Here is a 23370-nt window from a genome sequence, read left to right as displayed (position 1 = left end):
ACATGACGCGCGAGCATCAGATCGGATCCCAAAACCGCCTCGGCGGCGGTTCCGTCGGTATCGCCATTCTTTGCCTGGCTCTGGCCGGTTGCAGTGGCGCCAATAAGCTTGGCAGCACCATCGATCCCCGCTACGGCGTTTCGGCCAGCCCCCGTGTGGTGGCGGACGGGGAGGCGGTTCCCAAGGGTGGCGGCACCTACCGGGTGGGCAAGCCCTACCAGATCGCCGGCAAGACCTATGTGCCTAAGGAAGACCCCAACTACGTCTCCGAAGGCATCGCTTCCTGGTATGGCGACGATTTTCACGGCCGCCTGACTGCCAATGGCGAGGTCTTTGACCGGGCCTCCATCTCCGCAGCCCATCCGACCCTGCCCATGCCCTGCTATGTGCGGGTGACCAATCTGCGGAACAACAAGTCCATCATCGTCCGCGTGAATGATCGCGGTCCCTATCATTCCAACCGCCTGATCGACGTATCCCACGCCACGGCCGACCTGCTCGGCTTCAAGAGCAATGGCATCGCCAAGGTGCGCGTGGAATATGTGGGCCGCGCGCCGCTGGACGGGTCTGACGACCGCAAGCTGGCCGCTACGCTGCGCGATGACGGCCCGGCCCAGGTGCCGTCCAATTCCGCTGTCATGGTGGCCTCTGCCGCGCCCTTCGTGCCCTCGCTTCCCCGCGTGATGCCGCCGAAGTCCGACGACGGAGAAGTGCCTTTCCCGCTGCAGCGCCCCTATGACCTGGGCCACCAGGACGGCGAGCCGGCCTCGTCGGCCGCCGAGCCGGTGCGGCAGGCGGCCAATATCGAGACCGCCCCCGTCCAGACAGCCGAGACAGTCTCCGCGCCTGCCGCTCGCCAGAGCGCGCAGACGGCCTTCCAGGCAGTGCAGCCGGCGCCTCAGCCGCGGAGCACGGTGGTCGCGTCGGGCTGGGCCGTGGGCGCCCAGCCGGTGTCCGGCCTTGGTTATGCGGGTGTTCCAGCCTATGCCTCAGGACGCTGATCTGAACCATCGCAGCCTCTTCAAGAAGGCCCGCGCCCGGCTCGCCGGCGCGGGCCTGTTCTTTGTCGCCGCGCTCGGGCTGATGGCCGAGGCCACCCCTGCCGCCGCGCAGGGCACATTCCAAACCCCCGTGCCCTCGGCCATTCTGGTGGATTTCTCCACCGGCGCCATTCTGTTCGAGAAGGATGCCGACCGGCGCATGGCGCCCGGCAGCCTGGTGAAGATCATGACCGCGGCCGTGGTCTTCAACGAGTTGCAAGCCGGCAAGATCACGCCCGACACGCCCTTCACCGTCTCGGTGAATGCTTGGCGGCGCGGCGGCGGACCCTCGGGCGGTGCCGCCATGTTCGCCGAGGTGAACAAGCCTGTGCGGGTGGAAGACCTGCTGATCGGTGCCCTCACGGTGTCCGGCAATGACGCGGCCATCGCGTTGGCTGAAGGCGTCTCGGGCACCGAGACGGCCTTCGCCATGAAGATGAACGAGCTGGGCAGCGCCATCGGCCTTGCCAATTCCTCGTTCCGCAATGCCCAGGGGTTCGCCGATCCGGACCAGGTGTCCACCGCCAAGGACATGGCGCAGCTGGCGCGCTACGTGATCCGCACCTTCCCCAAATATTATCCGCTGTTCTCGGTGCCGGACATCGAGTGGAGCAAGATCAAGCAGCGCAACCGCAACCCTCTGCTGAATGCCGGGGTCGGGGCGGACGGGCTTCAGGCGGCCTGGCTGCGGGACACTGGGTACCACATTGTTGGCTCCGCCCTTCAAGCCAATCGCCGCCTGATCGTGGCGGTCATGGGGGCCAAGACCGACAAGGAACGGCTTGAGGAGGCCAAGCGGCTGCTGGAATGGGGATTCCATTCCTTCGAGTATCGCCAGCTTTTCGCGGCGGATACCGAGCTCGGCCGGGCCAATGTGTTCGGCGGCGACGTGGGCTCGGTGGGGATTGCGCCGCGCGAGCCGGTCATGCTGCTTCTGCCGCGCAACACCCCGGACAAGATCGTCTCCCGCGTGAGCTACACCTCGCCCCTGCGCGCGCCCATTGCCAAGGGCACCGAGGTGGCAAAGCTGGAGATCATGCGCGGCCAGATGAAAGTGTTGGAGATCCCCCTCGTCACCACGTCCGAAGTGACGGTCGGCACCCTCTGGCAGCGGGCGCTCGATGGTGCGACGGTCACCGTCGGCGACACCGCGCGCGACTTGACCAACCAGCTGATGGCCAAGCTGAAGAAATGACCGTCACACGGGGCCGCTTCCTCACCCTGGAAGGTGGGGAGGGCGGGGGCAAGTCCACCCAGGTGCGGCGTCTTGCGGACGCCTTGCGGAGGAGCGGCCGCGAGGTCGTGACAACCCGCGAACCGGGTGGGTCGCCCGGTGCCGAGCGTTTGCGCGAGGTGCTTCTGTCCGGTGCCGCCGAGCCGTTCGGACCGGACGCCGAGGCGGTGCTGTTTGCCGCGGCGCGGGCCGACCATGTGGACCACACCATCCGGCCGGCGCTGGATGGGGGCAAATGGGTGGTATGCGACCGCTTCATGGATTCCACCCGCGTCTATCAGGGCGCAGTCGGAAAGGTCGATCTCCGCTTTCTCGCCGCGCTTGAGCGCGTGGCCGCTCCGGGGCTGCGGCCGGATCTCACCTTCATCCTCGACGTGCCGCCGGAAATCGGCCTGGAGCGCGCCGCGGCGCGCGGCAAAGGTGCCGCCGCCGACCGCTTCGAGCGGGAGGGCCTCGCCTTCCACACCGCCGTGCGCGCTGCCTTTCTCGCCCTCGCGCGGGATGATGGGAACCGCTATGTGGTGGTGGATGCCACCCGCACCGCGGATCTGGTGTGGCAGGACATCCGCGCTGCGCTGGAATCCCGGCTTGGCCTGACGCTGCCGCTGGAGGCGCACGCATGAGCGAAGGCGATGTGCTGGCCGGCGCGCCCCATCCGCGCACGCGCGCCCATCTGTTCGGCCATGCCGCCCACGAGGCGGACCTCATGGCTGACTGGCGCGCCGGACGCATGCCCCATGCGCTCCTGATCGGTGGGCCGGAGGGGATTGGTAAGGCTACGCTGGCCTATCGCATCGCCCGTTTTGTGCTCGCGGGCGGGCGGGCGGCGCCGGACCAGCACGATTTCTTCGTGTCCGAGCGCGATCCCGTTTTCCGCCAGGTGGCGGCCATGTCCCATCCCGATCTGCTGGTGCTGCGGCGGGCGGCGGAAAGCGGGGAGGACAAGATCCCCACCGTCATCCCGGCTGAGATGGTGCGCAAGGTGCGGCCCTTCTTCGGCTCAACGGCCGCGTCGGGCGGCTGGCGGGTCTGCATCGTGGACGCGGTGGACGAGCTGAATGCCTTCGGTGCCAATGCGCTGCTGAAGACCCTTGAGGAGCCGCCGCCCCGCGCACTCTTCCTGCTGGTGTGCCATGCGCCTGGCCGGGTGCTCCCTACCATCCGCTCCCGCACGCGGCTCCTGCGCCTTCGGGAATTGCACGAGCCGGACGTGCTCTCCGCCCTCGACGACCTCAAGCAGGACGCGGAGCTGGATGAGGCGGCGCTGCCCGCGGCCGCGGCGGCCGCCGGCGGGAGTGTGCGCCGGGCCCTGGTGCTGGCGCGGGGGGAGGGGCTGGAGGTGCGGGTGGCGACGCAGCGCCTCCTGGACCAGCTGCCCCAGGTGCGCCCGGAGGATCTGCACGGCCTCGGCGCGCGCCTCCAGGGCGACCGGGCCGGCGGCCTGGATCTCTTCATCGAAGCCGTGACCGACTGGGTGGCCGCGCAGACCCTCTCGGGCGGCCATGACCGCGGGCGCCTTGTCCGGCTGTCCGAGGTGTGGGAGAAGGTGCGACGCGCGGGCGCCGAGGCTGATACGTTCAATCTCGATCGCAAGGCGCTCGTGTTCCGCATTTTCACCGCCCTCGCTGAGGCGGCCCGCTAGCGGCGGAAGGGCAAGGTCCGCGCGATCCGCCGGCCCTGCATCCGGCGCGACGACCCATCGGTGCGCCGGGGCTCCGGGCCGGTGGCGAGCGTTCTTCGGGCCGCAGGCGGCGAGGCCTTCGATTGGTCTGCCATGTCGTCCAAGACGCCATTCTACATCACCACCGCCATCGCCTATCCCAATGGCGTGCCCCACATGGGCCACGCCTATGAGGCGATCGCCACGGATTGCATCGCCCGCTTCAAGCGGCTGGACGGCTATGACGTCCGCTTTCTCACCGGCACGGACGAGCACGGCATCAAGATGCTCCAGACCGCGCAGAAGGCGGGGCTGACCACGCAGGAACTTCTGGAGCGCAACGTTCCGCGCTTCCAGGCCATGGTGGAGGCGTTCGGCCTCTCCAATGACGACTTCATCCGCACCACGGAAGCCCGCCACCACCGCTCCGCCCAGGCCATCTGGGAGCGGATGCAGGCCAATGGGGACATCTACAAGTCCACCTATGCCGGCTGGTATTCGGTCCGCGACGAGGCCTATTACGCCGAGGACGAAACCACGCTCAACGACCAGGGCGTGCGCCTCGGCCCCCAGGGCACGCCGGTGGAATGGGTGGAGGAGGAGAGCTATTTCTTCCGCCTGTCCGCCTACCAGCAGCGCCTGTTGGACCATTACGCCGCCAATCCCGACTTCATCGCCCCCGAGGCGCGCCGCAACGAGGTGGTGAGCTTCGTGGCGGGCGGGCTCCAGGATCTGTCCATCTCCCGAACCACCTTTGACTGGGGCATTCCGGTGCCAGGCGATCCCAAGCACATCATGTATGTGTGGGTGGATGCGCTGACCAACTACATCACCGCGCTCGGCTATCCCGATACGCAGGGCGAGCTGTTCCGCACCTATTGGCCGGCCGACCTGCATGTGATCGGCAAGGACATCACGCGCTTCCACGCGGTCTATTGGCCGGCCTTCCTGTGGTCCGCCGGCCTTGCCGCGCCCAAGCGCGTGTTCGGGCATGGCTTCCTGTTCAATCGCGGGGAGAAGATGTCGAAGTCGGTGGGCAATGTGGTCGATCCGTTCGACCTCGTGGCCGCCTATGGCGTCGACCCCGTGCGTTATTTCTTCCTGCGGGAGGTCTCGTTTGGCCAGGACGGCTCCTATAGCCACGAGGCCATCGTCACCCGCATGAATGCGGATCTGGCCAATGATCTGGGCAACCTCGCCCAGCGCTCCCTCTCCATGGTCGCCAAGAATCTCGACGGCATCGTGCCGGAGCCCGGCCCGCTCTCGCCGGAGGACGAGGCCATCCTCGCCGCCGCCGACGGCATGCTGGAAAAGGCGCGCGAAGCCATGGAGATCCAGGCGATCCATCATTATCTGGCCGCCGTGTGGGCCGTGGTGGCGGACGCCAACCGCTATTTCGCCGCCCAGGCCCCTTGGGCGCTGCGCAAGACGGACCCGGCGCGCTTCGCAACGGTGCTGTGGGTGACGGCGGAAGTGATCCGCCAGATCGGCATTCTCGCCCAGCCGGTCATGCCGGCGAGTGCGGCCCGCCTCCTCGATCTGCTGGCGCTGCCCGAGGACGAGCGCATCTTCGCCCGCCTCGGCGCCACCGGCCGCCTGCCGCCCTCCATCACGCTGCCGGCGCCGGTGGGCGTGTTTCCGCGTTATGTGGAGCCGGAGGCCTGACGCCTCCCGCCGCTGTCCATTTCCGGCAAGGCCGGGCTCGCGCCCGGCCTTGCTGCGTTCAGGGGATCAGAACGTCATCCGCCCGCCCACATAGATGGCCCGCCCGTTGCCGGGCTCGAACAGGGCCTGGTTCGGGCTGGCACGCCCGGTCACGTTGACGCTGGCGATATAGTTCACGTTCAGGAGGTTGCGGGCGTCCATATAGACCGAGAACCGCCCGCCGGGATCATAGCCCATGCGGAAGTTGAGCAGGGCATAGGGCGAGGTGTTCAGCGTATTGGCATCGTCCACATAATAGGCCAAGGGCACCCATTCCACGTTGGGGCCCGCATAGAAGCCGCTCGGATGCTTGTAGAGCAGCTCGGCGCGGATGTAGTGGCGCGGAATGCCCGGAAGCTGGTTGTTGCCCCACACCGGATCATTGTCGAAGAAGAAATCCGAATAGGTGTAGGCAAGGTTCAGCCACAGGCTGTCCGAGACCGGGCCATTGGTCCACAGGCCTTTGCCGACCTGCCAGTTGGCGCCCACTTCCATGCCCTGGTGGATGGTGCTCGAGAGATTCACCACCGTGCAGGTCAGGCCCATCAGGATGCCGGTGTCCTGGCATTGCAGCTCGTTCTGCACCCAGGAGCGATAAAGCGAGACATCCCAGTTGAAGGTGGGGGTCTGGCCGCGGGTGCCGATTTCCACCGTGGTGGCGGTCTGGGCTTCCAGATTGGCGATGTCGCCAACGGCGAAATTGGTCAGTTCCGAGAAGGTCGGCACTTCGCCGGATCGCGAGACGTTGCCATAGAGCTGCGCATTGGCCTGCAGCTCCCAAATGAAGCCGGCCTTGGGCAGGAAGAGCTGATAGTCGTTGCCGCCGGATGCCGTGCCGAGATAGGCGACCCGGTTGAGGCTGGCATTGACATACTGGAAGGCGCCCACCAGCGCGAAGTCCTTGGTCAGGTAGAAATTGTCCTCGGCATAAAGGGTCGTCGTGGTGGCCTCGTCGGTGGACCGATAGACAAGCTTGCCGGAATTGCCGCTCACATTGGTATAGCGCTGGGCATCCACGTTGCCGGTGCCAAAATTCACGCCCATCACCAGGCGGTTGTTGAAACCGCCGATCATACGCTCGTCGACCATGCGGGTGAAGGCGCCGTATTCCTCATAGCCATAGTCCAGCACCTGGAAGATGGGATGCACGAGGGAGCGGTTGTTGTAGTAAAGGCCCGCATCCAGCTTGGTGGTGTCGGACAGGATGAAGGTCGTCTTGTTGGCGGCGCGGAAGGCCTGGATGTTGCGCTCGTAATCCAGCGCCACATTGGTGGGGTTGGCCGTCTGGGGCGAATTGAGAGCCACCGTTTTGGACACCGCGCCGGGGATGTCCTGCTGCACGTCGGTGGCGTTCAGATAAAAGCGCGTCTCAAAGGTGGACGAGGGCTGCCAGCCGAAATTGGCGCTGCCGCGCACCGATTCCCCCGAGGAGTGCTGCCGGAAGCCGTCCTGGCTGAGATAGGAGGCGGTGATGAAGCCATCAAAGGGACCGTTCACGCCGCCCACATTGGCCTGAATGCGTCCGAAGCCGAACGCACCGCCATCGACGCGAACCTCACTGCCCGGCGCGCTGCGCCCCGTGGGCGAGACAAAATTGATGGCTCCGCCCAGCGCATTGGCGCCGTATTGATAGCCATTGGCGCCCTTGAAGACCTCCACATACTGGAACGCCGTGGGATCAATCTCCTGGAAGTCGCCGCTGCCGTCCGCGCTGCTGAGCGGGATGCCGTTCTGGTACAGCTGGATGCCGCGCAAATGGGCGTTGCGGGAAATGCCGGACCCGCGAATCGACAGGCGCGTATCCTCGCCCCATTTCGGCTGGGCGAAGACGCCGGGCACATAGTCCAGCATGTCCTTGATGGTCACCGCCGGCGTGTCGCGCCATTGGGTATCCGGCACCACTTCCACGCCACCGGGGGTCAGGTCGATGGTCTGTTGCGCCTGGAGATAGGACTGGACCGTGAGGCTGCCATCCTGCCCGGCATTGATGGAGATGACGGGCAGTTCGTAATGGCTTTCCTGTGCGCTGGCGACGGAGGGAAGGGCGGGCAGGGCCAGGGCGGCGACCGGAGCCGCCATCAGGGCACGAGGCAGCGCGCCGGTTCCGGGCAAGGGGAGGCGAGGGGGCATGGTAAATCCTGGCGCCCCCGGCAGACGGCCAGGCGGGGCGTGGAAAGCGGGAAAAGGATGGCGCGCATGGCCCGAGGCGGCGCACACAGGCGCCTGCCGACAAGCCGATGCAATGGCGGAAAGATGGCTTCAGGCCGCGGGCAGAATGGCCGGCGGGGCACGGGTGCGGGCGCCCTCACGGATGGCCCACAGGCGCGGCTCGGCCGGTTGGGGCACCACAACCGTGGCCGCCCCGTAAACTGAGACGGGGGTGGGTAGGCCCGGCACGGTGGGCAGGAAAGGTGTATGCCCGGCCTGCGGGCAAAGCAGGCAATGCGGCGCACGATGGGGGGCTTGGTCCTGCTGGGCCGGCCCCTCTGAAAGGCCGGTGCAGACGGCGGGGGCGTCGGCCTGCGCGCGCGCAGCCATCGCCGCGCCCGCCGCGAAACCGGACAGGACCAGTTGGGCGAGAAGGAGATACGCGAGGCCCCAGGACACCGACCAGGAGCAGACCGACCATTTGGTCCAGGGCCGGCGTTGCATGACCCCCGGAAGGCTGAAGGCGCGGCCCAAATGCGCGCGCGAAAGACCGACGCCACCGCTCGGCCGCTTCGCCTTCTGCTCTCTGCGCGCCCCCGTGCTCCGGCCTGTCATTTCCCGCCCCGCAGCTCCCAGCTCGACGAACTGCGCCCGAATTGTGTGGTGAAGGTCCTGTGCTTGCGCCACCACCCGATTCGCGTTGTCCCGCAAACCTTTCGTGGAAGAGGTGCGCCTGCATGCCACTGCGGCAATCTACCATGACCGACGGGGAGGGGAAGGGGATTGCGGCAGCTCTGCGGCAAGTGTGGGACGCTCCCGAGTGGGGTGCGATGCAAAAAGACTTAACGCGGGCGGGAAACTCGGGGTATAAGTCCCCTTAGCCAGCATCGTCCCCTCGCGGGATCGCCAGCCAACTCAGCCATTTTCTGAAGCCGGTGACGCGATGACGACACGCGATAGTTCGGGCATGCCCTCGGTATGTCCCCGATGGCTCCCGATTCTCGCCGTGATGGCGGCCCTTGGCCTCGGCGGCGGGTCCAGCGCCTGGGCGCAGGCCGCGCCGGCTTCCACGACGACGCCCGCAACCTCCTCCGCCGCCGCGCAGGCGGGATCAGCGCCGGTTGCGCCCGCCAAGCCAACCCCGGCCGGCGCCGGCCCGCATGCGGCGCATCCCGCCCCACCGGCGGCACCCGTCGAGCCGGCGGCAACGGTGGCGGGACCTGGCCCCGCAGTGGGTTCCGCCCCTGCCCCTGCCCCTGCCACTGCCACCGCTCCCTTGGCGCCGTCGCCGGCCGCGGCACCGGCCAATGCCGCGCCTCCCGCACTCGGCATGGCCATGGCCGCGCCGACAGATCACCCGACGGCCCTGCTGCCCCACGATCTATCGCCCTGGGGCATGTTCATGGCCGCCGCCCTGGTGGTGCAGATCGTGATGGTGGGGCTCGCCCTTGCCTCCGTCGCCACCTGGACCGTGTGGCTCGCCAAGTCCATTGAGCTGGCCCTAGGCAAGGCCAAGGTGCGCGGCATCCTGCGCGCCCTGCGGGAAGCGGCCAGCCTTGATGGCGTGCTGCGGGCCCTGCCCTCGGGGGCGCGGGATCCCGCGAGCACGCTGGTGCGCGCCGCTGCCGCCGAATTGGACGCGTCCCGCGCTCTCCCGGCGGAGGGTGTGAAGGAGCGGGTGGCCATTGCGCTCAACCGGATCGAGGCGGCCGCTGCCCGCCGCATGATGACCGGCACGGGCATCCTCGCCACCATCGGCGCCACCGCCCCCTTCATCGGCCTGTTCGGCACGGTGTGGGGCATCATGAACAGCTTCATCGGCATCTCGAAGGCACAGACCACCAATCTGGCGGTGGTCGCGCCGGGCATTGCCGAAGCGCTGCTGGCCACCGCCATCGGCCTCGTGGCCGCGATTCCGGCCGTGGTGATCTACAACATCTTCGCCCGTGCCATCGCCGGCTATAAGGCCGAGCTGTCGGACACCTCCGCCGAGGTCATGCGGCATCTGTCGAGAGATCTCGACCGCGCCCACGGGCGCCCGGTGTCCCACCTGCGGGCTGCCGCCGAGTAAGGAAAGCCTCAACCCATGGCGGCCAAGCTCGACCTCGGCGGCGAAGATCTGCCGGAGACCCACGAGATCAACGTCACGCCCTTCATCGACGTGATGCTGGTCCTGCTTATCATCTTCATGGTGGCGGCCCCGCTGTCCACGGTGGACGTGCCGGTGGACCTGCCGGCCTCCACCGCGCAGCCCCAGCCGCGCCCGGACAAGCCGCTGTTCCTGACCGTTCAGTCGGACCTTGGCCTCTCCCTGGGCAATGATCCGGTGCCGCGGGATGGCCTCGGCCGGGTGCTCGACGCCGCTACCAGCGGTGATCGCCAGCAGCGCGTCTTCGTCCGCGCCGACAAGGCGGTGCCATATGGCGACGTGATGGAGGTGATGAACCTCCTGCGGAACGCCGGCTACCTGAAGATCGCCCTGGTTGGCCTGGAAGGGGTGCCTGCCGCCGGTGGAGCACCCCAGTGAGCGCCATCCACTGGTATGACGGGCACTCGGGCGGGAGGCATTCAACCAGTCGCTGGCTGCTGGCCGGCGCGGTGATTCTGGCCGCTCACGTCGGTGGCGTCTATCTGGCGGTGCACTGGCCTGCGCCAACCGCATCCGACCCGCCTGCGGCAGCCTTGATGATCGAGCTGGCACCCATGCCGGTGGCGCCGCCCTCCGAGGTGGAGGATGTGGCGCCCGGGCCGCAAATGACCCAGGCGCCGGACCCGGTGAAGGATGCTCCCGACACGCAGGACGAGCCGGAGCAGCCGCCGCCCCAGCCGGAGCTGGTGGAGCCGCTGGAGGAATTGCTGCCACCCCCGCCGCCGGCGGCCCTCGCGGAGGCCTTGCTGCCGCCTCCCCAGCCGGAGAAGAAGGTGGAGGAGACGCCTCCGCCGCCAAAGCCGGTTGAAAAGCCCAATCCCAAGCCGAAGGCGAGCCGCAAGCCGCCGGCGCCTGCGACCAGTGCCGCGCCGCGCTCGGACGCGGCCCAGGCCAATGCCATGGCGGCGCCCACCAGCGGCGCATCCGCCAGCAATTCGGTGGCGCCGGCCAATTGGCGCAGCTCGGTCATGGCCCACATCAACCGCCACAAGCGCTATCCCAGCGAAGCGCGCGCCCGGCGGGAGGAAGGCACGGCACGCCTGCGCTTCACCATCGACCGGGCGGGCAAGGTGGTGGGCGCTTCCCTCCTGTCGTCCACCGGCTCAGCCGTGCTGGACGGCGAGGTGCTGGACATGATCCACCGCGCCTCGCCCTTGCCGGCACCGCCACCGGAAGTGCCGGGTGGGACCATCACCTTCACGGTTCCGGTGAATTTCGATCAGCGCTAGATCGCTTTCAGCGCTCTAACGCTGTGTTTCGTCGGATTTGTTTCCGCGAGCCGGGTCGCGTCGTCCCAATCAGCGGAAGGGCCAGAGAGGCAGAAGGTCGCGCGGCAGCGGCGGCCATCCCGTGGCGGTGTTCAACAGATAGGCCACGTCATAGGGGAAGACCGACCACATGGGCTTGCCGCCCCAGGTCCAGGTCCAGGGCACCAACAGGAAGACCAGCAACAGGACAGCCGCCTGTGTCCGCGTGACCGTGGACAGGAAGTTGCGGTCCAGCAGCCAATGCAGGGCCACCAGGGGAAAGGCAATGATGGCCACCACCCGCGTCTGGTCGTCGCTGATGGCGCTCACCATCACCGCGCCTGCCAGGGCGAGAAAGAAGGGAAGGGACACGCGTCCGAGGTCGGCATAGCGCACAGCCACCAGCCATCCGGCGCCCAGGGTCGACCAGACCACCACATGGACGTGGAGGGCCGCGGTGGCCGCAAATTTCCCAATCTCCGACTGGAGATAATAAAGCCGCCCCGAATTCACTTCGACGCCGGCCAGGTGGAAGATCATGACCAGGGCAAGCTTTCCCAGCACGGCGCCGGCCAACACGCGTAGGGCAAACAGCGGCCCGGCCGGAACGGGCGGCCACGTGTGGCCACGCAGGGCGAGTGCGACGAAGAGCACGCCCATGGATAAGGTCCCCTGCTCGAAATTCTGCAGCCCAAGGCCGACCCCGCACACCAGGGGAGCAAGGCGCCAGCGGCGCGTGGCCAGGGCCAGAGCCATCAGCAGGAGGGTCAGCGAATCATAGCTCACCCAGAACAGGGCCGTGGTGGATGCGGGCAGGGCGAAGAAGGCCAGGATGGCGATGCGGGCCTCGTCGCGCGGCAACGCGCGCAGGCACAGCCCCACGATGATGGCGATGAAGGCCAACGAAAAACCCAGATGAAGCAGATAGAAGGCGAGAGGACCGCTGGCGCCGACAGCCCAGGCCAGGAATGAGCCGAGCCAACTCCAAACGATGTAATGGGCTTTCGCCTCTTCAAACGGATTGTTGAAAGGGTTCTGCGCCAGGATCTGGGAATAGCTGATGTTGGGGATGTACCAGACACCGGTCCGCACCAAGGCGGCCGCGCTCAGGGCCAGCAGATAGATCCAGAGGGGTGCACCGAAGATGAAGCGCTCCAGCATCTTGATCGCACGCATGCATTCTCCCCGTTGCTGGCCCACATGATTGGCGCTGGCTTGCCAAATTGCGAGCAGGGAGCAAAGCCATTCGCCGGCACGCTCGGGGCACCCCTGCGCGGCGCGCGGGAGATTTGCGCGTGGCACAGCCTTGGACTTGGCGCAGCTTTGGACTTGGCGGCCGCCCTGTGATAATCGACCCGCCTGCCCGGAAATCGCGGTCATCTGTTAAGGATCGCGCCGGAACTTCGGAGACCGCCAATGGCCTCGCTCGACGCGAACCATTCCTCCGTTACGGAGGAAAACAACCGCTTCTTCTCTGCCGGCCTGGCCGACAGCGACCCGGATATCGCTGCCGCCATCACGGCGGAACTTGGTCGCCAGCGCAACGAGATCGAGCTGATCGCGTCCGAGAACATCGTGTCGCGCGCAGTCCTGGAGGCCCAGGGCTCGGTGCTGACCAACAAGTATGCCGAAGGCTATCCGGGCAAGCGCTATTATGGCGGCTGCCAGTTCGTGGACGTGGCGGAAAATCTTGCCATTGAGCGGGCCAAGAAGCTGTTCAATTGCGGATTCGCCAATGTGCAGCCCAATTCCGGCAGCCAGGCCAATCAGGGCGTGTTCTTCGCTCTGCTCCAGCCCGGCGACACCTATCTTGGCCTGAACCTCGCCGCCGGCGGCCATCTGACGCACGGTTCGCCTGTGAACATGTCCGGCCGCTGGTTCAACGCTGTGCCCTATGGGGTGCGCGAGGATGACCATCGCATCGACTATGAAGAGGTCGCCCGCCTCGCCGACCAGCATAAGCCCAAGCTGATCGTGGCCGGCGGCTCGGCCTATCCGCGCGTCATCGACTTCGCCAAGATGCGCGAAATCGCCGACAGCGTGGGCGCCAAGCTCATGGTGGATATGGCGCATTTTGCCGGCTTGGTCGCGGGTGGCGCGCATCCCAGCCCGTTCCCCCACGCCCATGTGGTCACCACCACCACCCACAAGACCCTGCGCGGCCCGCGCGGCGGTATGATCCTGACCAATGACGAGGAACTGGCCAAGAAGTTCAACTCGGCCATCTTCCCCGGCATCCAGGGCGGCCCGCTGATGCATGTGATTGCTGCCAAGGCGGTGGCGTTTGGCGAGGCGCTGCGTCCCGAATTCAAGCTTTACGCGAAGAACGTCGTGGAAAACGCGAAGGCGCTTGCGGAAACCCTGCGCGGCCACGGCTTCGCCATCGTCTCCGGCGGCACCGACACCCATGTGATGCTGGTGGACCTGCGTCCCAAGCGCCTCACCGGCAAGGTGTCGGAGATCGCGCTCGGCCGCGCCCACATCACCACCAACAAGAACGGCATCCCGTTCGACCCCGAGAAGCCCTTCGTGACCTCCGGCATCCGCCTGGGGACGCCGGCCTGCACCACGCGCGGCTTCGGCGTGAAGGAGTTCCAGCAGGTGGGCGACATGATCGCCGAAGTGCTGGAAGTCCTCTCCCAGAAGGGCGTCGACGAGGACAGCCTGGTGGAAGCCGCGGTGCGGGAGAAGGTCGGCGCGCTGCTCGACCGCTTCCCCATCTACGGCTGATCGCCGGACCACGGACACCGGAGCGGGAGAGGTACCATGCGGTGTCCCTATTGCGGCAGCCTGGACACCCAGGTGAAGGACAGCCGACCCACCGAGGACAACACCGCCATCCGCCGCCGTCGGGTCTGCCCCGATTGCGGCGGGCGGTTCACCACCTTCGAGCGGGTGCAGCTGCGCGAGCTGATGGTGGTGAAGCGGTCCGGCCGGCGGGTGCCGTTCGACCGAGACAAGCTGGCCCGCTCGGTGGAGATCGCGCTGCGCAAGCGGCCGGTGGAAACCGAGCGCGTGGAGCGCATGCTCTCCGGCCTTGTTCGCCAGCTGGAAAGTCTCGGCGAAACCGAGATCACCTCCGAGACCATCGGTGAACTGGTCATGGAGGGCCTGAAGCAGATCGACGACGTGGCCTATGTGCGGTTCGCGTCGGTCTACCGGAACTTCAGGGAAGCCAAGGACTTCGAGAGCCTTCTGGGCGAGCTCGGCCACCAGGGCGAACCGCCTCGGGGCGTCGAGTGAGAGAGGAGGGGCTCCGTCGCCCGGAGCCTTACCCCGTCACCACCCCGCAGGAAGACGAGCGGCTCATGGCCCGCGCCCTGGCGGTGGGTCAGGCCGGTCTGGGGCGCACCTGGCCGAACCCGTCCGTGGGCGCCGTTGTCGTCCGCCACACCCCTCAAGGCCCTGAAATCCTTGGTGAAGCGGGAACGGCGCCAGCCGGCCGCCCCCATGCCGAACCGCTCGCCTTGGCCCAGGCCGGCGAAGCGGCGCGCGGAGCGACCCTCTATGTCACCCTTGAGCCCTGCTCCCATTTTGGCCGCACCCCGCCGTGCGCCGATGCGGTGGTTGCCGCCGGCATCCGCCGGGTGGTGACCGCCATCGAGGATCCGGACCGCCGGGTGAAGGGGCGCGGCGTCGCCCGTCTGCGGGCGGCGGGCATCTGGGTTACCGTCGGGGTGGGGGCCGAGCAGGCGCTACTCGATCATGCCGGCCATATCAGCCGGGTCACCCGCGGCCGCCCGCATTTGCTTCTAAAGATGGCAGTTTCCGCCGATGGCAAGGTGGGACTCCCCGGCCCCGCGCCGGTCGCCATCACGGGTCCCGAAGCCGGCGAAAAGGTCCACGGCCTGCGGGCGCGGACCGATGTGATCTTGGTCGGCATCGGCACGGCCCTGGCGGATGACCCTCTCCTGACCTGTCGCCTGCCGGGCCAGGAGGGCCGCTCGCCGGTCCGGGTGGTGCTGGACGGGGATCTGCGGCTGCCCTTGGCGTCCCGGTTGGTGGGGTCTGCGGAGCAGGTGCCGCTCTGGGTGATCTGTGCCGAGGATGCCTCGGCCGATAATGAGAAAGCGTTGGTGGATCAAGGAGTTGAGGTCTATCGGGTGCCGCGCGGTGCGCGGGGTCGGCTTGACCTTTCCGCCGTTCTGCACCTGCTGGGCCTGCTGGGCGTGACCCGCGTGATGGTGGAAGGCGGGCCGCACCTGGCGGCGGGGCTACTGGACGCCGGGCTCGTGGACGAGGTTACCGTCTTCCAATCCCCTGTTCCGCTTGGGGATTTCGCCCTCGATGCCCTGCCGGGCCAGCCGCTCGGCCGCCTGCTGGAGCCGGTCGGCTTCGTGCGGGTGGAGGAGGCAAGCTTCGGTGTGGACCGCATGGTCCGGCTGGTGCGGCGCTGAATGCCGCGCACGGCAGGTGCGCGCTGAGGCGCATCGACATACCAGCTGAAATGGTCGAAAAGACCGGCGAATTTCTTCTTCTCAGAGCGGAAGTGCGCCATGTTCACCGGCATTGTTTCCGACCTCGGCCTTCTGACCGAGGTGCGCGCCCATAACGAGGTCCGCACCCTCACCCTCGCCTCGCATTACCCTTCGGAAGGTGTCGAGATCGGTGCCTCCATCTGCTGCTCGGGGGTCTGCCTCACGGTGACCTCGGCGACCGGCGGGGGACCGCTCGGGGCGCTCTTCACGTTCGATGCCGCTCCCGAGACCCTCGCCATCACCACGGTCGCCACGTGGCAGGCGGGGCAGCGGGTCAATCTGGAGCGGGCGCTGGCCATGGGGGCGGAACTGGGGGGGCACCTGGTGACCGGCCATGTGGACGCGGCGATTCCGCTGGTGGAGCGGCAGGACTTTGCCGAGACCAGCCGCTTCACCTTCGAGGCGCCGGACCATCTGGCCCGCTTCATTGCCGCCAAGGGGTCGGTCTGCCTCGATGGGACGTCGCTGACGGTCAATACGGTGGAGGGCAACCGTTTCACCTGCCTGCTCATTCCCCACACCCTGGCGGTCACCAGCTGGGGGTCCGCCAAGGCGGGGGACATGGTAAATCTGGAAGTGGATCTGATGGCCCGCTACGCGGCGCGGCTTGCGGAGTTTCCCAGAGGCTAGTACCCGTCAGCGCGGATCGAGGAGAGACATCATGGCAGGCACGCGCAGCGCGGGCGCGAGCGGGACGGACGCGCCGGTGACCGGCGCCCGGGTCCTGGTCGTGGAGGGCCGGTACTACGAGGAACTGGCGGACGAGCTTCTGACCGGCGCCAAGGCGGCCCTGGAGGCGGCGGGCGCGCGGGTGGACGTGGTGACGGTGCCCGGCGCGCTGGAAATCCCCATCGCCGCCGAGATCGCCATGGAAGGCGCCGAGCTTCAGGGCGACCCCTATGAGGGGCTCGTGGCGCTCGGTTGCGTCATTCGCGGCGAGACCTATCATTTCGAGATCGTGGCGGGCGAATCCTCCCGCGCGCTCATGGACCTGGCGCTGGCCCATGGCCTGCCCACCGGCAACGGCATTCTGACCGTGGAGACCGAGGCGCAGGCGTTCGAGCGGGCGCGGGTCGCCGAGGGCAACAAGGGCGGCGGCGCGGCGGAGGCGGCCCTGTCGCTGATCCGCCTCAAGCGGCAGGTGGCGGCATGAGCGAAGGCAATGGCAAACCGCTGAAGAAGAGCGCGGCGCGCCTCGGGGCGGTGCAGGCGCTCTATCAGATGGACGTGGCGGGAACCCCGGTCCAGGACATCCTGGCCCAGTTCCAGAGCTATTGGCTCGGCCGCGAGGTGGAGGGGGTGGAATATCCCGACGCCGACACCAACCTGTTCCGCGACGTGGTGCAGGGCGTCCTGCGCGAGCAATTGCGCATCGATCCCATGATCGACCAGGCACTGGCCGCCGGCTGGCCGCTGCGCCGGGTGGAGACGGTGCTGCGGGCGACGCTGCGGGCCGGCGCCTATGAGCTCATCGGCCGGCCGGACATTCCCGCCCGCGTGGTGGTGGCGGAATATGTGAACGTGGCCGGCGCCTTCCTGGAGCGGGACGAGACCGGCATGGTCAATGCGGTGCTGGACACGCTGGCGCGGGAGTTGCGCGCGGCCGAGTTCGCGCGCCCCGGAGCGGCCTGACATGAGCGAAGGGTCGGGAGAGGACGCCTTCATCGCGCGCCTCTTCCGGCCGATCGCGCGGCACCCCGCCGCGCGCGGGCTCCTGGATGATGCGGCCTTGCTGCGTCCTCCGCCCCACAGCGAACTGGTCCTGACCAAGGACGCGCTGGTGGCCGGCGTCCATTTCTTTCCCGATGATCCCCCTGCCTCCATCGCCCGCAAGCTGTTGCGGGTGAATGTGTCGGATCTTGCCGCCAAGGGGGCGGAGCCGATTGGCGCGCTGATCGCGCTGGCCATCTCCCGCGAGACCGCGCCCGAATGGCTGGAGGCCTTTGCCACCGCGCTGGGCGAGGATTGCGTGCTCTATGGCTGCCCGCTCCTTGGCGGAGACACGGTGCGGACCCCGGGTCCCGTCACCTTGTCGCTCACGGCCATCGGTGCCGTCCCCCAAGGCCGGTTCGTGGCGCGCACGGGCGCCCGGCCGAACGAGGTCCTCATCGTGACCGGGACCATCGGGGATTCGGCATTGGGCCTCGCCTTGCGGCTGACCCCGGAACGCCCCGGCTTTGCCGCCCTCTCGCCCGTTCAGCGCGACTTCCTGCTGGACCGCTATCTCCATCCCCAGCCGCGCTTGCTCGCGGCGGCGGCCTTGCGCAACAAGGCGAGCGGGGCCATGGACATTTCCGATGGCCTGGCCGGCGATGTGGCCAAGATGCTGCGGGTGTCCGGGTGCGGGGGGCTGATCCGACTTGAGGACGTGCCCCTGTCCGATCCGGCGCGGGCGGTGCTCGCGGCTGAGCCAGGGCTTCTGGAGACGATCCTGGCGGGGGGTGATGACTATGAGATCGCCGCCAGCGTGCCCATCGAGGCCGCGGAGGATTTCATCGGTGAGCTGGGCGCGGTGGGGATCGCGGCGCGGGTGGTGGGCGAAACCTTCGAGAGCCCCGGCTTCGAGATCCTGGACGCCGATGGCGGGCCGGTCACCCTCTCGCGCACCAGCTACAGCCACATCTGATATGTGGGTCTCGGTCGCGTGCGCGCACCTCTCACGAGGGGCAGACGGGCGTGACCGAAGTCACGCCCGTCCTGGGAAGGGATGCAGGTGTGGGGGCGCATCCCTTCTTTTCAGGGCGTTTCGCGCCGGATAAGGGGCGCGTCGCCTGTTGGCTTGCGCCGGCGGGGCCGGCGCTTTCCCACGCAAGGGGCGGCGATGGGGCAGCGGGCGTGCCGAAGCACGCCCGCCTAAGGCAGGCGCAGGTGTGGGGGCGCGCCCGCCTGTCGGAAATAAAGGCCGTTAGAAATCAGTGGGGCAGAGTTTCAGTTGGGCACTGGCGGGGCGCCCGGGCCGCGCGGGGGCGGGGGAAGCTGCGCCTCGAACTGCGCCACCCGCTGCAGCTGGGCCGGCGTCAGCTTGGCCTTGAGTTGCTGGATGGCAGCCAGCAGCGTCTCGGCCTTCTTGCCCTCCGAAATCAGCCGGTTGGCCACTTCGCTCGAGCGGGCAAAGGGCTCAGCCTGTGCCGGCGGCCGGCCCGTGGGCGGCTCGGGCACCAAGGCGATGGCCGCATCCGTGAAGGTGCGCCAGGCGTCCATCTGGTCGGTCCGCACCCCCACATAGGTTTCCGCAGCGGCGAGGAGCGCTGCGAGCCGCGCGGGCCCCGGCAGTCCCGGAGGGCCGGGCGGGTGCGGCGGCCGCCCGGCCGTCGGCGCGCCATTGGCCTCGGCGCGATCGGCGCGAGCCGGCGGAAGGAAGGGGGAGGGGCTGTCGCTGGGCGCCGGCCCGGCGGCCAGCACAATCCCGGAGGGGAGCTCCGACTTCGACAGATGCATAAGGCCCGCCGTGTCGGCGATGGCCCATCCGGCGACCGCCACGCCCGCAAGGGCGACGGCGATCTGAAGAACAGTGCCGCGCGACGGTCTGGAATACCGGTTCATTGGGGATGTCCTGTTGCCTTGACCGCAGTCACCTTAGGTCCCCGGCATTGCCTGACTTCGTCGGACCATTGCCCGGCCGTGTCCAACGGGTGGAAAATGATGTCTGAATGTTGCCGTGGTGAAGCTGGAAACACGCGCTTGCAAATGCCGCCAGGGCGGCGCCAGCAAGCTCGGGTAGAAGCGCGTTCAGCAACACTTTGAGGCAAAGAGGCCCCGTGGACGCATCAACGCACGTTCTGGTGGTCGATGACGACCATGAAATCCGCAAGCTCCTCGGCCGCTATCTGACCGGGCAGGGCTTTCGCGTGTCCACCGCCGCCAGCGGGCGGGAAATGGAAGAGGCGCTCGCCACCAACCGCATCGATCTCGTCGTCCTCGACCTGATGCTTCCCGACGCGTCCGGGCTCGACCTGTGCCGCGGCCTGCGGGGCCGCTCGCGGGTGCCGATCATCCTGCTCACGGCCCTGAAAGAGGAAGTGGACCGCATCATCGGCCTGGAGGTCGGGGCGGACGATTATCTGGGCAAGCCGTTCAATCCCCGCGAGCTGGTGGCGCGCATCCGTGCGGTCATGCGGCGCTTCTCCGATCATGACGAGCACGTTGTCACCCACCGGCAGTTCCGTTTCTCCGGCTATATGGCGGAGCCGAGCAGCCGCCGGGTGCTGGATGAGCACGGCAAGGACGTGGTTCTCACCGCCGCGGAGTTCGACCTTCTGATCGCCTTTCTGGAGCGGCCCGGTCGCGTCCTCTCGCGGGAGCAATTGCTCGACATCACCCAAGGCCGGGAGGCCGGCCCCTTCGATCGGTCCATCGATGTGCTGGTGAGCCGCCTGCGGCGCAAGCTGGGCGACCAGGGCGCCTTCAACCTGCTGAAGACCCAGCGCAATGGCGGCTACCAATTCGCGGCGCGGGTTGAAGTGGCCGAGTGTGATTCTTGAACTCTCTGCGCACCAAGGTTGCCGCCCTCGTCGTCGCCGTGCTGCTCATCGTGGTGGTGCTGTCGGGCGCCATCACCTTCTTTGTTCTCGACCGGGGCGGGCCGCCGGCGCGGCCCGACCTGCCGTCCATCGTGACCCAGGCCAGCCTGATTGCCGCCCTCGTGCAGGGTGGACCGGCTGCGGAGAAGGTGCGGGCCGCGCTGGTGACGGATGCGCCTCCCAAGGGGGCGATTGAGCCCCGGCGCACGGCGGAGGTGGCCGGCGCCTTCGCACAGGTGGGCCAGCCCATGGATGTGCAGGTGGTGCGCCTGCCCGAGCCTTTCCCGCCGCCGCCCGATTCGGCAGCGCCGCCGCCTCCGCCTGACAGGCAGGGGCCGGGCCCCAGGGAAGTGATCGTCGTGCGCATGGCGGACGGCCGGTGGCTGAGTGTGCCCACGGATGTGGGCATGATGCCGCCGCCCTCCTTCCCGCTTCGCTTGGTGGCCTGGCTAACGCTGACGGGGATCGGCTTCACCGCCGTCATCCTGGTGGTCGTGAACCGTCTGTTGCGCCCCCTGGTGCTGCTCCAGAAGACGGTGGACGAAATCGGCCCCAACGGCGAGCTGCCGGTGCTGGAGGAGACGGGCTCGGCCGAGGTGAGGGCAGCGGTGCGCACCATCAATGCGCTGGGTGAGCGGCTGAAGGGGGCCATGGAGAGCCGCATGCGCATCGTCGCGGCGGCCGCGCACGACCTGCGCACCCCGCTCACCCGCCTGCGCCTGCGGGCGGAATTCCTCTCCGACGAGGATGAGCGCGAGAAATGGTTCGCCGATCTCGAGGAACTGGACCGGATCGCCGACAGCGCCATCCGCCTGGTGCGGGAGGAGGTGTCCACCTCGGAATTGGAACTTCTGGACTTGGACGAGCTCGCCGCCGCCGTCTGCGAGGAAGCCCGGCAAGGGGGGCTCCACGCGCAGATGGACGGCCGCGAACCGGTGGTGGTCCCCGCCCGCCCCCTGTCCCTCAAGCGGGCAATCCGCAACTTGGTGGTGAATGCTTCGACGCACGGCCGCGGTGCCCGGCTGAAGGTGTGGCGCGAGGGTGAGACGGCCCATCTACTCATCCAGGACGAGGGGCCCGGCATTCCCGATGCCTTGCTGGACCGGGCCTGCGAGCCCTTCTTCCGCATCGATCCCGCCCGCCAGCAGGCCGCCATTCCCGGCGCGGGCCTGGGCCTGGCCATCGCCCATGAGATCATCACCCGCCACGGCGGCACGCTGCGACTGGCCAACCGCCCCGCTGGCGGGCTCTCCCAGCACATGACCCTGCCGCTTGATATGAGGCCTCCTGCCATCTGAGACCGGTCGGCCGGGGAACCCCATCGGCCGCGCGGCGTTCACGAGATCGAGAGGGGCTCCGATTTATATTGTGTGCGATTAAATCGAACAGTATATAAATCCCATCACGGCAACGGGCCTCGCACCGAGGCCGAGCAGAGGAGAGAACCCATGTCGGTCGATGTGAAATACACCACCCAGGCCACCGCCACCGGCGGCCGTGACGGCCGCTCCACCACCGCCGACGGCACGCTGGACGTGAAGCTGGCCACCCCCAAGGAGCTGGGCGGCGCCGGCGGCGAGGGCAACAATCCCGAGCAGCTGTTCGCGGCCGGCTATTCCGCCTGCTTCCTCGGCGCGCTGAAGTTCGTTGCGTCCCAGGAGAAGGTGCGCGTCCCGTCCGATGCCACTGTCACCGCGACCGTGGGCATCGGCCCGCGCTCGGAAGGCGGCTTCGGCATCACCGCGTCGCTGAAGATCTCCCTGCCCGGCGTCGAGAAGGCCGAGGCCGAGCGCCTGGTGGAGAAGGCGCACCAGGTGTGCCCCTATTCCAACGCCACGCGCGGCAATGTGGACGTGGGCCTGGAAGTGGTCTGAACCCCGGCGCGATCGCTTCGGGGTTTCATGGAGACACTGAAGCGATCGCGCGGCCCGCGCGAGACGCGCGCCTTGAAACGAAAAACCCCGCCGCGGCCGAGCCGGGCGGGGTTCTTCATGTCAGATGGGGTGATTGCCGATCACCACGCCGGACGGCAGTGCAGGCCGCCGTACGGGCCGCGCCAGCAATAGCCGCCGCCCCAACCGGGACCCCAGCCGGGGCCGTACCACCAGTCGATGAACAGGTTGGCATTGGTGCCGGTCTTGGGCAGGGCGTCGCCGCCGAGCACGCGGTAATTATAGACAAGCGTATCGCCATTGAGCTGCGGATCGGTCAGCTCCACCACCGTGGTGGTGGGCTTGCCGTCCACGGTCACCGCCAGGGTGGCGTTCGGCGGGTCCTTCTGGAAGTCGGACTTGCCGCTGTTCCAGAACTTCACGAAAGACGGGGTGGGGGCATCGCCGGTCATCCGCTCGGGACGGTCCGTGAACATCAGCGTCTGTGGCGCGACGCCCTTCAGGGTGATGGTCTTCTCGTCGATTGTGACGGAATCTGCCACCTGAACGAAAAGCCAATTGGCCGGCGGCATGTCGATGACATTCGCGGGCTTGCTGGTCTGGGCTTGCGCGACGCCGACCGCGCCGACCATCGCGAAAAGCGCTCCGTAAATCAATGACTTCATCGATCTCTCCAACGCAGGACTTTTGTCCGTCACCGCGCGGGCACCATATCATCGTCCAAGCCTTTTTCCAGTCCCGGCGCTCATCCTGTCCGATGCAAATCACATTACATTTAGGACAGAAAGGGAGAAATCCGCCTCCTTTAGGTTGTCGAGCCATGGTCAGGGCAAAGGTTGGAAATATTCAAGGTGTGCTTTGGATCGACACCCTGACGAATTCGTTCAATTCGGATGCAATTTATACAGCCGGCCAAATCGTGACTGGGGAAAGGGGCGACGCGGGGGTGCGGCGCCCCATTCCGCTCAGTTCATCTCGTCGAGCAGTCCCGCCAGCTTCAGGGCGACGCCCTGGGAGCCTTCCAGCTTCAGCCGGCCGGTGGTGAAGGCGAGCATGGGGCTCAGGCGGCCGGAAATGAGCTTTTCCAGCGTGTCGCTGGACAGCTTGAGCACCGCATCGGCCTCTCCACGCTCCTCGGAGAGGGCGGCGCCCCCGGTGCTGGCGTCGAGCAGGATGGAGCCCTGCGTATCGGTCAGGTCGAAGCGGACCTTATAGCCGAGGGTGGAGAGGGTGGCGGCATGTTCGCCGAGCTTCTCGATGAGGGTTGCGGCGTCGGGCATCGGGGTCGGGCCTTCCAG

General features: G+C 67.7%; 24 protein-coding genes. 18 read left to right on the top strand and 6 right to left on the bottom strand.

Features of this window, described 5'->3' with window-relative positions:
• Positions 1 to 2: 2 nt before the first annotated feature.
• From ACT54L_RS16675 to metG, 5 genes are all read left to right on the top strand, one after another.
• On the top strand, positions 3 to 1001 hold the full coding sequence (locus tag ACT54L_RS16675; RefSeq protein WP_476086765.1) for a septal ring lytic transglycosylase RlpA family protein: 999 nt from the start codon (positions 3 to 5) through the stop codon (positions 999 to 1001).
• Positions 985 to 2235 carry a D-alanyl-D-alanine carboxypeptidase family protein gene (locus tag ACT54L_RS16670; RefSeq protein ID WP_476086764.1) on the top strand — a complete coding sequence of 417 codons (1251 nt, stop codon included), beginning with the start codon at positions 985 to 987 and terminating at the stop codon, positions 2233 to 2235. The genes ACT54L_RS16675 and ACT54L_RS16670 overlap by 17 nt, the downstream gene beginning before the upstream one ends.
• Positions 2232 to 2897 carry a dTMP kinase gene (gene tmk / locus ACT54L_RS16665; RefSeq protein WP_476086763.1) on the top strand — a complete coding sequence of 222 codons (666 nt, stop codon included), beginning with the start codon at positions 2232 to 2234 and terminating at the stop codon, positions 2895 to 2897. Before ACT54L_RS16670 ends, tmk begins: the two co-directional genes overlap by 4 nt.
• Positions 2894 to 3916, top strand: a complete 1023-nt coding sequence (locus ACT54L_RS16660; RefSeq protein WP_476086762.1) for a DNA polymerase III subunit delta' — start codon at positions 2894 to 2896, stop codon at positions 3914 to 3916. The genes tmk and ACT54L_RS16660 overlap by 4 nt, the downstream gene beginning before the upstream one ends.
• Positions 3917 to 4048: 132 nt before the next feature.
• Complete coding sequence (gene metG, locus ACT54L_RS16655; RefSeq protein WP_476086761.1) at positions 4049 to 5599, top strand: methionine--tRNA ligase; 1551 nt, start codon at positions 4049 to 4051, stop codon at positions 5597 to 5599.
• A 66-nt stretch (positions 5600 to 5665) separates the two neighbouring features.
• Here metG and ACT54L_RS16650 read toward each other — a convergent pair whose 3' ends face one another.
• Together ACT54L_RS16650 and ACT54L_RS16645 are read right to left on the bottom strand one after the other, a co-directional pair.
• Positions 5666 to 7768 carry a TonB-dependent receptor family protein gene (locus tag ACT54L_RS16650; RefSeq protein ID WP_476086760.1) on the bottom strand — a complete coding sequence of 701 codons (2103 nt, stop codon included), beginning with the start codon at positions 7766 to 7768 and terminating at the stop codon, positions 5666 to 5668.
• A 129-nt stretch (positions 7769 to 7897) separates the two neighbouring features.
• Positions 7898 to 8290: a DUF2946 family protein gene (locus ACT54L_RS16645; RefSeq protein WP_476086759.1), complete on the bottom strand. Its 393-nt coding sequence runs from the start codon at positions 8288 to 8290 to the stop codon at positions 7898 to 7900.
• Positions 8291 to 9122: 832 nt separating this feature from the next.
• Here ACT54L_RS16645 and exbB point away from each other — a divergent pair.
• Genes exbB through ACT54L_RS16630 form a run of 3 tightly spaced genes read left to right on the top strand, consistent with a single transcriptional unit; the run spans position 9123 to position 11164 of the window.
• On the top strand, positions 9123 to 9857 hold the full coding sequence (gene exbB, locus ACT54L_RS16640; protein WP_476086758.1) for a tonB-system energizer ExbB: 735 nt from the start codon (positions 9123 to 9125) through the stop codon (positions 9855 to 9857).
• A 15-nt stretch (positions 9858 to 9872) separates the two neighbouring features.
• Positions 9873 to 10313 carry a TonB system transport protein ExbD gene (gene exbD / locus ACT54L_RS16635; protein ID WP_476086757.1) on the top strand — a complete coding sequence of 147 codons (441 nt, stop codon included), beginning with the start codon at positions 9873 to 9875 and terminating at the stop codon, positions 10311 to 10313.
• Positions 10310 to 11164: an energy transducer TonB gene (locus tag ACT54L_RS16630; RefSeq protein ID WP_476086756.1), complete on the top strand. Its 855-nt coding sequence runs from the start codon at positions 10310 to 10312 to the stop codon at positions 11162 to 11164. The genes exbD and ACT54L_RS16630 overlap by 4 nt, the downstream gene beginning before the upstream one ends.
• 69 nt (positions 11165 to 11233) lie before the next feature.
• Here the strand turns inward: ACT54L_RS16630 and ACT54L_RS16625 are convergent, their stop codons facing one another.
• Positions 11234 to 12358, bottom strand: coding sequence for a hypothetical protein (locus ACT54L_RS16625; protein ID WP_476086755.1), 1125 nt, complete (start codon positions 12356 to 12358; stop codon positions 11234 to 11236).
• 240 nt (positions 12359 to 12598) lie between these two features.
• On the opposite strand from ACT54L_RS16625, the gene glyA reads away from it, so the two are divergent.
• The 7 genes from glyA to thiL all read left to right on the top strand — a co-directional run bounded on the left by glyA (position 12599) and on the right by thiL (position 18286).
• Positions 12599 to 13912: a serine hydroxymethyltransferase gene (gene glyA / locus ACT54L_RS16620; RefSeq protein WP_476086754.1), complete on the top strand. Its 1314-nt coding sequence runs from the start codon at positions 12599 to 12601 to the stop codon at positions 13910 to 13912.
• 36 nt (positions 13913 to 13948) lie between these two features.
• Positions 13949 to 14425: a transcriptional regulator NrdR gene (gene nrdR / locus ACT54L_RS16615; RefSeq protein ID WP_476086753.1), complete on the top strand. Its 477-nt coding sequence runs from the start codon at positions 13949 to 13951 to the stop codon at positions 14423 to 14425.
• On the top strand, positions 14422 to 15579 hold the full coding sequence (ribD, locus tag ACT54L_RS16610) for a bifunctional diaminohydroxyphosphoribosylaminopyrimidine deaminase/5-amino-6-(5-phosphoribosylamino)uracil reductase RibD (protein WP_476086752.1): 1158 nt from the start codon (positions 14422 to 14424) through the stop codon (positions 15577 to 15579). Before nrdR ends, ribD begins: the two co-directional genes overlap by 4 nt.
• Positions 15580 to 15678: 99 nt before the next feature.
• Positions 15679 to 16290, top strand: a complete 612-nt coding sequence (locus ACT54L_RS16605; RefSeq protein ID WP_476086751.1) for a riboflavin synthase — start codon at positions 15679 to 15681, stop codon at positions 16288 to 16290.
• Between the two features lie 31 nt (positions 16291 to 16321).
• A complete protein-coding gene (gene ribH, locus ACT54L_RS16600; RefSeq protein WP_476086750.1) occupies positions 16322 to 16813 on the top strand; it encodes a 6,7-dimethyl-8-ribityllumazine synthase in 492 nt (163 codons plus the stop codon).
• Positions 16810 to 17292: a transcription antitermination factor NusB gene (gene nusB, locus ACT54L_RS16595; protein WP_476086749.1), complete on the top strand. Its 483-nt coding sequence runs from the start codon at positions 16810 to 16812 to the stop codon at positions 17290 to 17292. Before ribH ends, nusB begins: the two co-directional genes overlap by 4 nt.
• Before the next feature lies 1 nt (position 17293).
• A complete protein-coding gene (thiL, locus tag ACT54L_RS16590) occupies positions 17294 to 18286 on the top strand; it encodes a thiamine-phosphate kinase (protein ID WP_476086748.1) in 993 nt (330 codons plus the stop codon).
• A 302-nt stretch (positions 18287 to 18588) separates the two neighbouring features.
• On the opposite strand, the gene ACT54L_RS16585 is transcribed toward thiL, so the two are convergent.
• On the bottom strand, positions 18589 to 19203 hold the full coding sequence (locus ACT54L_RS16585) for a hypothetical protein (RefSeq protein WP_476086747.1): 615 nt from the start codon (positions 19201 to 19203) through the stop codon (positions 18589 to 18591).
• A gap of 215 nt (positions 19204 to 19418) precedes the next feature.
• Between ACT54L_RS16585 and ACT54L_RS16580 the strand changes: the two genes are divergently transcribed.
• The 3 genes from ACT54L_RS16580 (at position 19419) to ACT54L_RS16570 (ending at position 22054) form a co-directional block, all read left to right on the top strand.
• Positions 19419 to 20141 (top strand): response regulator, encoded by a 723-nt coding sequence (locus ACT54L_RS16580; RefSeq protein WP_476086746.1) that lies wholly within the window; start codon positions 19419 to 19421, stop codon positions 20139 to 20141.
• Entirely contained in the window at positions 20138 to 21478 is a 1341-nt protein-coding gene (locus ACT54L_RS16575) for an ATP-binding protein (protein ID WP_476086745.1), read from the top strand. The genes ACT54L_RS16580 and ACT54L_RS16575 overlap by 4 nt, the downstream gene beginning before the upstream one ends.
• A gap of 150 nt (positions 21479 to 21628) precedes the next feature.
• On the top strand, positions 21629 to 22054 hold the full coding sequence (locus tag ACT54L_RS16570; protein ID WP_476086744.1) for an organic hydroperoxide resistance protein: 426 nt from the start codon (positions 21629 to 21631) through the stop codon (positions 22052 to 22054).
• A 140-nt stretch (positions 22055 to 22194) separates the two neighbouring features.
• On the opposite strand, the gene ACT54L_RS16565 is transcribed toward ACT54L_RS16570, so the two are convergent.
• Positions 22195 to 22737 (bottom strand): hypothetical protein, encoded by a 543-nt coding sequence (locus ACT54L_RS16565; RefSeq protein WP_476086743.1) that lies wholly within the window; start codon positions 22735 to 22737, stop codon positions 22195 to 22197.
• 300 nt (positions 22738 to 23037) lie between these two features.
• Complete coding sequence (locus ACT54L_RS16560) at positions 23038 to 23352, bottom strand: SCP2 sterol-binding domain-containing protein (RefSeq protein ID WP_476086742.1); 315 nt, start codon at positions 23350 to 23352, stop codon at positions 23038 to 23040.
• Positions 23353 to 23370 lie beyond the last annotated feature (18 nt).

The organism is Aquabacter sp. DMC10, from assembly GCF_056314145.1.
This window is presented reverse-complemented; position numbering and strand designations above follow the sequence as displayed.

Coding starts and splice junctions, on each gene's coding strand:
- exbB (WP_476086758.1), top strand. CDS start 9,123: ATGGCCGCGCCGACAGATCACCCGACGGCCCTGCTGCCCCACGATCTA.
- ACT54L_RS16650 (WP_476086760.1), bottom strand. CDS start 7,768: ATGCCCCCTCGCCTCCCCTTGCCCGGAACCGGCGCGCTGCCTCGTGCC.
- ACT54L_RS16645 (WP_476086759.1), bottom strand. CDS start 8,290: ATGCAACGCCGGCCCTGGACCAAATGGTCGGTCTGCTCCTGGTCGGTG.
- ACT54L_RS16605 (WP_476086751.1), top strand. CDS start 15,679: ATGTTCACCGGCATTGTTTCCGACCTCGGCCTTCTGACCGAGGTGCGC.
- metG (WP_476086761.1), top strand. CDS start 4,049: ATGTCGTCCAAGACGCCATTCTACATCACCACCGCCATCGCCTATCCC.
- ACT54L_RS16585 (WP_476086747.1), bottom strand. CDS start 19,203: ATGAACCGGTATTCCAGACCGTCGCGCGGCACTGTTCTTCAGATCGCC.
- nrdR (WP_476086753.1), top strand. CDS start 13,949: ATGCGGTGTCCCTATTGCGGCAGCCTGGACACCCAGGTGAAGGACAGC.
- glyA (WP_476086754.1), top strand. CDS start 12,599: ATGGCCTCGCTCGACGCGAACCATTCCTCCGTTACGGAGGAAAACAAC.
- ACT54L_RS16570 (WP_476086744.1), top strand. CDS start 21,629: ATGTCGGTCGATGTGAAATACACCACCCAGGCCACCGCCACCGGCGGC.
- ribH (WP_476086750.1), top strand. CDS start 16,322: ATGGCAGGCACGCGCAGCGCGGGCGCGAGCGGGACGGACGCGCCGGTG.
- exbD (WP_476086757.1), top strand. CDS start 9,873: ATGGCGGCCAAGCTCGACCTCGGCGGCGAAGATCTGCCGGAGACCCAC.
- ACT54L_RS16660 (WP_476086762.1), top strand. CDS start 2,894: ATGAGCGAAGGCGATGTGCTGGCCGGCGCGCCCCATCCGCGCACGCGC.
- ACT54L_RS16670 (WP_476086764.1), top strand. CDS start 985: ATGCCTCAGGACGCTGATCTGAACCATCGCAGCCTCTTCAAGAAGGCC.
- ACT54L_RS16675 (WP_476086765.1), top strand. CDS start 3: ATGACGCGCGAGCATCAGATCGGATCCCAAAACCGCCTCGGCGGCGGT.
- ACT54L_RS16625 (WP_476086755.1), bottom strand. CDS start 12,358: ATGCGTGCGATCAAGATGCTGGAGCGCTTCATCTTCGGTGCACCCCTC.
- nusB (WP_476086749.1), top strand. CDS start 16,810: ATGAGCGAAGGCAATGGCAAACCGCTGAAGAAGAGCGCGGCGCGCCTC.
- thiL (WP_476086748.1), top strand. CDS start 17,294: ATGAGCGAAGGGTCGGGAGAGGACGCCTTCATCGCGCGCCTCTTCCGG.
- tmk (WP_476086763.1), top strand. CDS start 2,232: ATGACCGTCACACGGGGCCGCTTCCTCACCCTGGAAGGTGGGGAGGGC.
- ACT54L_RS16565 (WP_476086743.1), bottom strand. CDS start 22,737: ATGAAGTCATTGATTTACGGAGCGCTTTTCGCGATGGTCGGCGCGGTC.
- ACT54L_RS16560 (WP_476086742.1), bottom strand. CDS start 23,352: ATGCCCGACGCCGCAACCCTCATCGAGAAGCTCGGCGAACATGCCGCC.